Consider the following 12197-nt stretch of genomic DNA (forward strand, 5'->3'; position numbering starts at 1 on the left):
CTATATAAATAGGAGGAAAATGTCATGTTTTGGCGTGAAATTTATTCTTTTTTTTGGTACTCTTAAAAGAATAAGAGAGGGGTTTCGGAAGAATGAATCGTAAATGGTTATTTTGGATTCCTGTTTTACTATGGATGGGGCTGATTTTCTATTCCTCGGCACAACCATATAAAAAGCAGGATATGCGTTCGGATATTGAACAATATGTAAATGTGGAGTTTGTGAAAGAGCATTTTTCATGGGTATCTATCGATTACGGCGGTGGTACACCTGTTAGTATTGCAAATAAAGGTGTAGGCGGATTTATTGAGTTTTTCCTTCGTAAAGGTGCTCATTTTATGGTGTTCTTTATGCTCGGTTCATTGACGTATTACGCTTTTCATCGATCAGGTTATTCGAGAAAAAGGTGTTTTATATACGCTCTCCTTTTCGTTGCGGGATATGCAACATTTGATGAAATTCATCAATGGTTTACGGGCGATCGTACACCGATGTGGCAAGATTCATTACTGGATACGTGCGGCGGATTAACAGGTATTATAATAAGTAATTGGTTTTGGAATAGAAAAAGGAGCTAATCTCGAAAAGATTAGCTCCTTTTGTTTATACACCAAGTAATTCTTTTAGTTCATCTGTAGATAGTTCTGTCATCCAACTATCGCTTGTAATGACGGCGTTGTTTAATGATTGTTTTCTTTCTAACATTTCATCGATTTTCTCTTCAAGTGTCCCCGTTGTAATCAGTTTATGAACGTGAACGAAACGCTTTTGACCAATGCGATATGCACGGTCTGTTGCTTGGTTTTCTACCGCTGGATTCCACCAACGATCGTAGTGAATGACATGGTTGGCAGCTGTTAAGTTTAATCCTGTACCACCTGCTTTTAACGATAAAATGAAGATGTCATACGTTCCGTTTTGGAACTGTTCGATCATTTTGTCACGTTCTTTCTTCGGTACACTACCGTTTAAGAAGAGGACGCGCTGACCGAAATGTTCTTCTAACACATCTTTTAGCATGTTCCCCATACCGATGTATTGCGTGAAGATTAAGCAACTTTCATTTTGATCTTTTATATTTTCAATGAGTTCCATGAGCGTGCTCGTTTTCATGGAACGCTCGATGATGTCTTTCGGTTCCATTTCTTTTAAATAAAGAGCGGGATGATTACAAATTTGTTTAAGTTTGTTCAGCATGAGTAATATAAATCCGCGTCGTTCAATTCCGCTTAATCCTTCTACATTTTGCAACGTATCTTGAACAAGTTGTTCATATAAGGAAGCTTGTTCACCAGTTAGTGGACAGTAAGCTTTCTGTTCTTGTTTATCTGGTAAGTTTAATGCGACTGTTTGATCTTTCTTCGTACGACGCAGTAAAAACGGTGAGATAAAACGTTGAACTTGTTGGATTTTTCCTTCGTCACGGTCCTTTTCAATTGGTGAGACGAAGCGGCGCTGGAATTGTCCTAAGCTGCCAAGATATCCATGATTAATGAAGTCGAAAATAGACCAAAGCTCGGCAAGGCGGTTTTCCATCGGTGTCCCAGTTAATGCGATTTTGTGATTTGCTTGTAAGTTTCGTACTGCTTTAGACTGTTTCGTATGTGGGTTTTTAATATTTTGTGCTTCATCCAAAATAACAGCATCCCAGCATAACGTACTAAGTTCTTCCTCATCAAGCTGAGCTAATGCATAAGATGTTAATACAACATCTGCTGATTGAAGGAAATCTTTAAAGGATTCCCCTTTAGCTCGGTTACTTCCATAATGTAACTGAACACGTAAATTCGGTGCGAAACGCTCAAATTCTTTTTGCCAATTTCCAAGAACAGATGTCGGAGCCACGATTAAAGCAGGACCTGTTTGGAGATTGTTTTCTTTTATATATAGTAAGTAAGTAATCGTTTGAATACTCTTTCCAAGTCCCATGTCGTCAGCTAACAATGCGCCGAATCCAAGCTTTCTTAAATATAATAACCACTCAATGCCATGTTGTTGATACGGACGGAGTGTAGCGTTTAGTGAAGAAGGGACATCTACTTTCGGAATATCTCCAATGTGCAATAGTTTTTGGAATAGCTCTTCATAATATCCATCTAGTTCAATTTCAATATCTGTAAACGGACTATCCTCTTCTACAATTTCTGTTTCAGCCGTGTTTGATAAATGTTGCTGCAGGACATCTTTCATTTCAAGTCCATACTTATCAGCACGATTCATGAGCTTTCGTACTTCTTCAATAAAGGCTGGATCTAGTCGCATCCATTGACCATTTATATTGAATAATCGCTTGTTTTGTTCAACGAGTTCAAAAAATTCGCTTTCTGATAAATCAATGCCGTTCGTTGAAATGCGCCAGTCAAAATTAACGAGTGTATTCATGCCGAAGAAAGATTGCGTTTGCGTAGCATTTTGCTTCAGTTGCACACGTAATTTTGGTTTTGTCGCTTTTAAATTTTGCCACCACGATGGTAATAAGATTGTAATACCTGCGGCGAGTAATTCGTTACTTGCTTCTGTTAAGAAGTTCCATGCTTCTGTTTCAAAGAGTTCACTTCGGAATGTATCACCATCTTTTAGCCACGGTACGAGCTTACTGAAGCTTTCTTGTGTTTCCAGAATACGTTCTTCATAATCGTGCCATCGTTTTGGTAAAGAATCGATACTCTCATATACATATATGCGATGTGCCCCGCGCTTTGGCGTAACAATTGTTTCAAGCTTCCACATTTCAAATTCTTCTTGCGGCTCTTGTAGTCGTAGTCCGATTGTAAAGGGAAGGTCATCTTCAATGTAACCAATTTTTCGAAGCCAATCTTCTTCATGTAGTGCTGCGTCTAATTGTCTTTTCGTAAAGTCGTAATGTTCATAAAGTCTCTTTGCATCTTCCCATCCGTCATTTGAACGGTTATCTTGTAATATGCTTTCATTTACTGCAGCCGAGAAAAGAGATGCCAATGTTTCATCTTCGATTGGAGTATTTTGAACTTTCCAAGATGGTTGTTTAGGCCAACGCTCCATATCAGGTACGAAGCTACCGCTTGTGAAGGCATCCCACAATTCGTTCGCATCTTCCGTAAGTGCTGTAATAGGGCCGTTCATTTGAATACGGGCAAAGGAGTTCATCGGTTTATTCGCGATGTATTCAAATGCTTGTGCGTTTGTTAGCATAACACCTTGTCTTCCTTCAAAGGTTGCTTCTTTTAGAAACGTGCCGTAGAAGGAAGTGGAGTGCCATGTAAATGCATTTCGTTTCCAACTTGTTACGGATAATGGAGTACCGCTATCATCTTCTCCCCAAAGGAACCAACCGTGACTAACGTGCTGGAGCCTAATTGTTACTTCAGTTTGATTGATCATCGATTAATTTTCCTTTCCGCAATTCCTCTTGTAGTGCACGCAGACGTGAATGTAAGTTTGCGATGTGAATAATGAAAGCATCCCATTCATCGGTACGCTTTAATCGTTTATATAATGTACGTAATTTCTTTAAGTAACGAACTGCACGTCTATATGATTTGCGATTTCGCTCTTCAATAGCTTCGGTAGCAGCAAGGTGATAAAGAGGAAGTGCTGCTTCTGGTGCTTCCTTTTCAATATCTTTCAGCGGCTCTTTCAAAAGTTCAATCGCTTCAAATCCATGTAAGAGCTGAAGTTCTGCCCATGTTCGATACTGTTTTTTCGCCAGTACGTATTGCTCATAGTTTGCGAAACTATATGGTAATAGCTCTTGCAAAATCATTTCGAATCCAGCTTGTTCATTTGTATGGGTTGCATACGTTTCATACATGATGACGAATAAGCGAACGATATCTTTTATGAAAATTGTATTTTCGTGCTCATGTATCGTTTTCTTCACTTGTTTATACGTAAAGGAAAGCCAGTTTTTCGCACGATCCCATTTCATTGCATTTAATAATTCTTCTAGCCAATAGAAGTAAAGACTTACAACAGAAGCAGGTTGTTTCTTTAGTAAGTCCATCGCTAATCGATCTTCATCATTTAAAAAGAGTAGATGAGAAGATGCTAATGCTTTGGAAAGTGGATTCATTTTCGTATCAATTCGTTTTTCCTCTTCTTGTAGTTGCTCGTTATTGTGTAACAGTTCACTCCATATGTGACGATAAATAAAGAACCTCTCTTGCGTATAGGCATCGGTGGAGAAAAATACTTCGTGAACGAGACGAGCTGTTTCTTGCAGAATTGATTTAGACTCTGAAGGAATCGATTCTGATTGTAAGTCCCGAACGATGGATTCCACCTTATCTACAAATAAGCGAACGACATTAACAGGCTGATGATAAGAATACGTTTTATTTGCTTCAAAGTCCTGAATTTCTTCTAATAATTTTTGAAAGCAATAAAGTGCCGCGTGTAGCCTGAACAATTCATGTATCACAATGATACGCGGAGCTTTCCGCTCGAGTTTCGTATAGAAGTCCGTAAAAATACTCATAAGAAAATACATTTGTTTATAAGTAAGCCGAGCTTGTTCTTTTTTAAATGATTCATATTCGTTATCAAAATAGGATTGCCAACTTTTATAATCTGTTTCTTCAAAAGCTGATGATTGCAATACTTGTCTTGCAGTTCGAATAGGAGGAAGGGAAGGTTTCGTATTATTTTTGAATAAAGTTAATACATCTCCTACTTGCCCGAAACTAGATGCTGCCGATAGTAATACAGCGAGCATATGCTCACACTGCGTTGGTGCGAAGCAATCGCAATAGCTTTCAGCGACGTTACGAATCGGGATATGGACGCTATATACGCTGCCTTCAGCATCTACAGTTCCTGATAGCGTATAGCCATCAAAGTCAACGTTGTAGACAACACCACTACGATATAGGTGCCGAGCTGTAGCGACATGTTCCTGATCAGCTGTTTGCTGTGGATCTAGTCCTTGAACGAACTCATTCGCAATCATCATAATTTCATCTTTCGTAATTGAGTGTTGCAGCATAATATTCCTCCGTACACATATTTCTTTCCTTTACCATTATAAACAAAAAATGCTCAAAACAGAAAAAATGAAATTTAGATTACATTACTTGAAAATCATGGTAATATATAAAATGTTAATTTTATATATTACTATATATTTATAGGAGGGTAATAAGTTTGTCAGATTTACAGACGAAGTTAGGCAGTGGAATGAATAAGTTACAAGAAGGAATTGAGCAAGGGAAGATGAAGCTGCAAGTTGCACAAGAGATCGCCCAATTGAAAAAGGGAATGCAAGTGCAAATGCAGAAAAAGGCAGAAGTTCTATTAGGAGTTGGACAACAAGTATATGTTCAATTAAGAGGAAACGGAGTAAATGAAGAAAGTTTGAAAGAAATGATTGCTCCAGTTCAAGAATTTGATGTAGCTATTTATCAAGTGAGAAAACGCATTGTTGAATTGCAAAAACAACAAGGGGAGAAAGCTACATGTGAATGCGGTGGACCTTTATCGATGAATGATAAGTTTTGTGGTTCATGCGGAAATCCTAACCCAATGTTAGCGGTAGAAAATGACGGTGAAACGGCAAATTGTATTTCATGCGATGAGCATATCGATAAAAACTCTACTTACTGTCCGGTTTGTGGAATTAAGCAAAGTGGGGAGTGAATAAGATGTATTGTCGCACGTGCGGAAAGCAACATGGTGAAGAAGTAAATTATTGCCCTAATGAAGGAAGTATGGAGATTGCAGGAGCTATAGATGTAGTAACGTTAGAACAAGATACTGCAAAATACTGCAAAGGTTGTGGCAGTGAAAATGCTCAGCAAAATTTATATTGTCAAAAGTGTGGGCATTCTTTATTTATTGTGAAGAAAAAAGAACAATCTATTAAATTGCCTGCAATAGACGGTACTCCTGAAGTTAAATTTACAGCAGATAAAGCCGTTTTAAAAACAGGTTTCATTGGTGGAGCTGTTGCAAGTATTCTCATGTTAATTGCAGGATGGATTGGTAGTGTATTATTTGCGTCTATATTAAGTGAGATGTTGAGTAAATTTGCGAAAGAGTTAGAAATGTTGCCGAGCTTTTATGCAAGCGCAACTGCTACGTTGTTAAATTATCATTTACTTGGTTTTACAGCTAGTGATGATAGTGGATTGATATTATCTTTATCTTGGCATACTCCATTTACATTATTATTAATCATTCCATTTATTATTTTCGCTGGAACAGGAATATGGTTAGGAAAACAGCATGTTGCAAAAACGATTAAAGATCAAATTTTTGTAGCGGCAACAGTTGGTATTATTTACGGTGTCTTTTTATTCATTATAAGCTTTATAGCATCACAATCTGTTACAATCCCGTTCTCGGATGCAGGTAAGATTACAGTCGGATATTCAGCAATTAAGAGCTTCTTAAGTGGTTTTGTATGCGGGACGTTATTTACTTTAGTAGGATTTATTGCTCATACAAGTAAAAACAATATGGCAGCAGCATTTCAAGAGTTAATGCCATATGGAGCGTCTGTTTATTACGGTGTTTCAGCTATGATAAAAGGACTTTTAGTAACAGCAGTAGCGGTTTGTATTATGGCGTTGGTAAGTAAGGAAGACGGTATTGAACCATTAAAAGAAATAACAACCTTAAAATCTGAAAGTACATTATTAGCATTAGAGTTAACACCTCAATTATGGAGTATGGCTCATTTTGCTCCGTTAGAAGTAACAAGTCCAGCACTGAGTAAGGAATTTACTGGAGTTGGTAAGAAATCAAAATCATCTGAGAGTACATTATCGTTTTCATTTATATCAGGCGTCTCTGTAAATGGCGTAGAGGTTAGAGATGTAATGATTTCAAAAGGAGCAAGTCAGGAAAGCCTTGCTGAATTTGATGAAGTGAATAACGTATTCAATTATGGTTTATTACTGCTTATTATTCCATTGTTCCTTATGTTTAGAGCGGGAAGAAAGTTATCTGAATTACCGACTGCCAATATATATATTACATTAGCGGTATGCAGTGGTTCTTACACAATTATGATGATTGCAATGAACATCCTTTCTAAGTTCCAAATTGATGTATCTGGAAATGTAATGAATTTATTTGGAGCGGGCGGTACTGTATTATCTATGCAAAATTCATTTGTATATTTAACTATGTTTAGTTTTATTGTGACATATGTGGCGGCATTTGCTGGAATGAAATTAGCTAAAAAATAGGGGGAGAGCATGTTGAAGTTTTGTGGAACATGTAAAAAAAATGTTGCAGGCCATTTGAACTTTTGTCCTGAATGTGGAAGCAAAGTTGAAGTAATTGTTGATAACACTGCTGCTTCAGACACAGAAGTACAAAATGAGATAAAACCAGCGAAAAGTAAGAAAAATGTATTTTTAATCATCGGTTTCCTCATTATTGCGGCTGTATTATTTGGAGCATATAAATTTGGAGCATATAAGTTTTCAAAAGAAAAGCAAGTGAATGTAATGATTGAAGCATTCCAAAAGAAAGACATTACGGCAATTGATGAAATTGTGAAAGCAGATGATCCAAGCTTAAAGATTAAGACGGAAGATATTAAGGCGTACATGCGTTATTTAAAAGAGAACCCTTCGTACAACAAAGAATTAATTTCGTATTTACAGAAAGAGACAGTAAATCAAAAATTAACAACAGATAAAGCATCATTTAAAGATGGTCAAATTATAGAAGACGGGAAAGAATGGTTCTTATATCCGAAATATAAATTTAACATGAAATCTTATTACATGAATGTAAGCACAACTGCGAAAAGTGCTGAAATATATGTGAATGATAAGAAAGAGACAGAGCTATCAAGTGATAAAACTTCAAAAGAAGTTGGTCCATATTTCCCTGGGTCTTACGTTGTAAAGGCAAAAGCGAAGACGGAACTAACTGAGTTAGAAACAGAAAAAGAAGTGGATTTGGCAGATGAAAAAGAGGCGAAAGTGGATGTTACATTATCATTAGAAGGAAATTATGTAACCCTTTCTTCTGATGAAAATGATGCAACTGTATTTGTGAATGGAAAAAAACGTGGAAAATTAAGCTATGGAAGTTATAAGCTTGGTCCTGTATCCACAGATGAAACAGTAGAAGTACATTTAGAGAAAACTACTGATTTTGGTGTGATGAAATCTGAAAGTGTTAAAATTGGAGACCAAAGCACGTATTACTTAAAATTCCCAAAAGAAACATCAAGTTCGGCTGTTGGTGACTTTGTACGAAATCATATTTATGATAATGTACGTGCGATTTCATTAAATGATTTTAGCTTAATTGAAAATAATTATGATAAGAGCGGGAAATCGTATAAGGAAGACCGTGATTATATACAGTATTTACACAAAAAAGGAATTACAGAAGATTTATTAACAATGGAAATTCGTAATGTAGAGCGTCAAAGTGCTACGAAATATAAAGTAACGACATATGAAGAGTATCATATTCGTTACGGTGATGGCTCTGTGAAGTTCAAAAGCTTTAATAATGATCATATCGTTACTGTGAATGGAAATGGAAAGATATTGTACCATTCTCTTGGAGCGAATAATACGTTGAAATCAGAGGAAGTATCTGGTCCAACTCATTAATGCAAAAGACTATCTCATAATTGAGATAGTCTTTTTTCGATTAGAAGCGCGTTTCCTTTAATATCGCTTGTACATACGGATCATGTAATATTTGCTCTATAATGGGTAACATGTTTTGTTCGAATGGAATGTCGATAGGGAATGGCTTTTGTGAGCCAGGTTTGATTCCATATTGGACAAATTTGTAATGTGTATTATCTTCAGACTTGAGCACAATTAATTTATATCGATTGTCGTCGTCAGCAAGTGAGAAATCAATGGAAGTAGCGTCGTATGTTACTTCATCTTTATATATATACGGTTTTGGTGTACCGATCCAGTCTACTTTTGCTTGTACATTCATGGACGTAACCTCCTTATATGTATTATAAAAAAATAAAAGCCAGCTCTCAACAAAGAGAACTGGCTTCAGCAGTCATTGGTTATTTTGAAATTTTCACTTTAACAGTTTTGCGTCCCCATTTTTGAGCAGCGCTATCTGATCCAAGTAGGATGTCGATACGGTTACCTTTAATTGCACCGCCAGTATCTCCAGCGATAGCTTCTCCGTAACCTTCTACCCATACTTTAGATCCTAATGGGATTACTTTCGGGTCAACAGCGATCATTTTCATGTTTGGGTTCGCTGTTAAGTCATGACCCATTGCAGTTAATACACGGCCGCCATATGTGCCACCGTTTTCGCTCGGATGAGCTGTATATGCTGTAGCTACAACTGTTAACTCACGACCACCAGAAGGTGTGTTAGTTTCAGCAGCCTTTACAGCAGGCTTAGCAGCTTGTTTTGCTTGAGCTGCAGGTGCTTGAGCTGGTGCTTGCGCTTTAGCAGGAGCAGGTTGTTCTTGTTTCTCAATAACAGGTGCTGTACCTGTTAAGAAAGGAACGTGAACATAAGCTGTTTTTCCGTTATATTCGAATTGTAACCACTCATTTTGTACTTGGTTCGTTGTTTCGATCATATCATCTTTCTTAAGCGTTCCAAGAATTTCTGAGTTTGTGTTCGCTTCAGCACGTACGTTTAATACGTTAGCTGTTACGTAGTAGATGCTTTTAGTGAACTCTGCACTTACGAATGCGTCTTTACCATCTAAAGTGATTTTTGACCATCCGTTCTCTGTATTTTGAACATCTATTTTATTACCGTTTAGTAATTTACCGACAACTTTTGATTCCGTAGTAGGGTTTTCGCGTACATTTAGTACGTCTGTTGTTACAACAGTTTCTGCATTAGCAGATGATGTGAAAATCCCAAGACCAAAAACTGCTGCTGTTGCTATACCAATTAATTTTTTCATGATAGCCTCCATTGCGTTTGTTTTCGTGTCCTCATTATAGCAACAGATTTTTTCGGATTTGGGGAAAACACACAATTACAAACCATTCGTAATAAGTCGTTAACATCCTGTAATATAACAAAAAATATAGGAAAGCGTTTTTCATTCTATATGTTTAGTAGGTTTCTACTTATATTCAAAATATTTAATACAACATATTGTTTTCGGCGTAAATAAAAATATTACAGGGGTGTTACATGATGTTTACTAAACGATTACATTCCTTGAGTATTTTACCGTTTTATGGGTAATATAGTTATATAAACATAAACATTTCGTTTGTGAAACTATAAACACGTGCTATATACTAGCAAAAAAACCGCATAATTGTTACAAAAAGAAAGGGTTGCAAGGAAGGAAAATGCCCTTTTTTACATCTGTAACACATCCTTTTTTGGGAAAATACATTCCCATCCGCATTTTTCTCGCACAATTTGACAGCAGTATTTCGATCTTATAGCTCTTGCAGAGTGAAAAGGTTATACGGAAGGTAAGGCTGTCCATCAGAATTCTAGTTGGTGAAGGTGAAAGTAAGAAAATCACCGCAAAATTATAGTTTTCTATCCGATTTTACATATCGGAATTAATGTTATTTATAAAAGTAAAACCTACGAAGGGGGATTTGATGAGGAAACTGACAAAAACATTCATCGTTTCATTAACATTATGTATTGCATTTACAATTTGGGGGATTATTCCCGAATCTATTATTGGAAAAGGTAGCTTAGGAAATGTAACAACCGCAATTCAAACTGCATTAGTTAGTAAGTTTGGATGGTTTTATATTATTTCTGTTTCTATTATTTTAGGTGTGTCTATCTTTTTAATTGTTTCAAAATACGGTTCTATTCGTTTAGGGAAAGATGATGACGAACCTGATTATAGTTATATGACATGGTTTGCCATGTTATTTAGTGCTGGTATGGGTATCGGCTTAGTGTTCTGGGGCGTTGCCGAACCATTAAACCATTTATACGCGCCTCCGTTTGGAGAAGGTGCAACTGAGGAAAGTGCGCGTCTTGCACTGCGTTTTTCATTTTTCCATTGGGGATTACATCCGTGGGGACTATATGCATTTGTAGCGCTTTGTATTGCTTACTTTACTTTTAGAAAAGGAAAAGCAAGTACAATTAGTGCGACAGTAGGACCGTTATTTAAGGGCGGGGACCATGGGCGCATTGCTCATTTATTTGATGTGTTAGCTGTTTTCGCCACTGTGTTTGGCGTGGCAACATCATTAGGTCTTGGCGCAAAACAAATTGCCGGTGGTGTTAGTTATTTAACTTCTATCCCGAACTCATTAACGACTCAGTTAGTTATTATTGCAATCGTAACAGTATTATTTATGTTATCTGCGCAAACAGGTCTTGATAAAGGAATTAAATATTTAAGTAATACAAACATTATTTTTGCGTTTGCACTTATGATTATTGTATTGTTTGCAGGTCCAACAAACTTTATTATGAATTACTTCACTTCGACAATCGGTTCTTATATTCAGGAATTACCAAGTATGAGTTTCCGATTAAGTCCATTAGATGAAGGCGGAAATCAATGGATTCAATCATGGACAATTTTCTATTGGGCATGGTGGATTGCGTGGTCACCATTCGTAGGTACATTTATTGCTCGTGTTTCACGAGGGCGTACCATTCGTGAATTTGTTATCGGTGTGTTACTCGTACCGACAATAATTGGTGCTCTTTGGTTCTCAGTTTTCGGCGGGACTGGTATTCATATGGAACTGTTTGGTGATGCACATATCTTTGAAAAAATTAAAGAGATGGGAACAGAAGTAGGATTATTCGCTATGTTTGATCAGATGGGAAGCTTTGGATCAGCGTTATCTGTTCTAGCTATTCTTCTTATTTCTACATTCTTTATTACATCTGCAGATTCAGCGACATTCGTTTTAGGGATGTTAACGACACATGGTAGTTTAAATCCACCAAACCGCATTAAAATGATTTGGGGTATCGTTTTAGCTGCTCTAGCTTCTATCTTATTATATGTAGGTGGATTAGAAGCCTTACAAACGGCAGCTATCATTGCAGCATTCCCATTCGTCTTCGTTATTTTCTTTATGATGGCAGCATTATTTAAAGAGTTACAAAAAGAAGGGCGTATGAAGCGTCATAAATAATAGAAGGAAAAAGAGTTGATTATGTATCAGCTCTTTTTTTATATAGAAGGAACTTGAACTGCAAGTAAGGGAAATAAAATACTTTACAGATTTTCCGAATAGGAAAGCCCACTACGGTGCGATAGTACCCCCTTTAGGGGTGGGATGATAGTGAGGTCA

General features: G+C 36.9%; 9 protein-coding genes. 5 read left to right on the top strand and 4 right to left on the bottom strand.

Annotated elements, in window-relative coordinates:
* Positions 1-92: 92 nt before the first annotated feature.
* On the top strand, positions 93-578 hold the full coding sequence (locus tag PDQ68_RS20955; RefSeq protein WP_001080717.1) for a VanZ family protein: 486 nt from the start codon (positions 93-95) through the stop codon (positions 576-578).
* 25 nt (positions 579-603) lie between these two features.
* Here the strand turns inward: PDQ68_RS20955 and PDQ68_RS20960 are convergent, their stop codons facing one another.
* Both PDQ68_RS20960 and PDQ68_RS20965 read right to left on the bottom strand, forming a co-directional pair.
* Positions 604-3360, bottom strand: coding sequence for a DEAD/DEAH box helicase (locus PDQ68_RS20960; RefSeq protein ID WP_061184219.1), 2757 nt, complete (start codon positions 3358-3360; stop codon positions 604-606).
* On the bottom strand, positions 3344-4963 hold the full coding sequence (locus PDQ68_RS20965; protein ID WP_061184220.1) for an SWIM zinc finger family protein: 1620 nt from the start codon (positions 4961-4963) through the stop codon (positions 3344-3346). Before PDQ68_RS20965 ends, PDQ68_RS20960 begins: the two co-directional genes overlap by 17 nt.
* A gap of 158 nt (positions 4964-5121) precedes the next feature.
* On the opposite strand from PDQ68_RS20965, the gene PDQ68_RS20970 reads away from it, so the two are divergent.
* From PDQ68_RS20970 to PDQ68_RS20980, 3 genes are read left to right on the top strand one after another with little or no spacing between them, the layout of a single operon-like run.
* Positions 5122-5613 (top strand): zinc ribbon domain-containing protein, encoded by a 492-nt coding sequence (locus tag PDQ68_RS20970; RefSeq protein WP_061184221.1) that lies wholly within the window; start codon positions 5122-5124, stop codon positions 5611-5613.
* A gap of 5 nt (positions 5614-5618) precedes the next feature.
* Positions 5619-7169 carry a zinc ribbon domain-containing protein gene (locus PDQ68_RS20975; protein WP_016718957.1) on the top strand — a complete coding sequence of 517 codons (1551 nt, stop codon included), beginning with the start codon at positions 5619-5621 and terminating at the stop codon, positions 7167-7169.
* A 12-nt stretch (positions 7170-7181) separates the two neighbouring features.
* Positions 7182-8561, top strand: coding sequence for a zinc ribbon domain-containing protein (locus tag PDQ68_RS20980; RefSeq protein WP_029141234.1), 1380 nt, complete (start codon positions 7182-7184; stop codon positions 8559-8561).
* Between the two features lie 40 nt (positions 8562-8601).
* On the opposite strand, the gene PDQ68_RS20985 is transcribed toward PDQ68_RS20980, so the two are convergent.
* On the bottom strand, positions 8602-8904 hold the full coding sequence (locus tag PDQ68_RS20985) for a DUF3910 family protein (RefSeq protein WP_016718955.1): 303 nt from the start codon (positions 8902-8904) through the stop codon (positions 8602-8604).
* A gap of 79 nt (positions 8905-8983) precedes the next feature.
* Entirely contained in the window at positions 8984-9856 is an 873-nt protein-coding gene (locus PDQ68_RS20990) for a cell wall-binding protein EntA (RefSeq protein ID WP_061184222.1), read from the bottom strand.
* A gap of 664 nt (positions 9857-10520) precedes the next feature.
* On the opposite strand from PDQ68_RS20990, the gene opuD reads away from it, so the two are divergent.
* A complete protein-coding gene (gene opuD, locus PDQ68_RS20995; RefSeq protein WP_001229108.1) occupies positions 10521-12038 on the top strand; it encodes a glycine betaine transporter OpuD in 1518 nt (505 codons plus the stop codon).
* Positions 12039-12197 lie beyond the last annotated feature (159 nt).

The organism is Bacillus cereus group sp. Bc010, from assembly GCF_027716745.1.
In the GTDB taxonomy this organism is placed as follows: Bacteria; Bacillota; Bacilli; order Bacillales; family Bacillaceae_G; genus Bacillus_A; species Bacillus_A pacificus.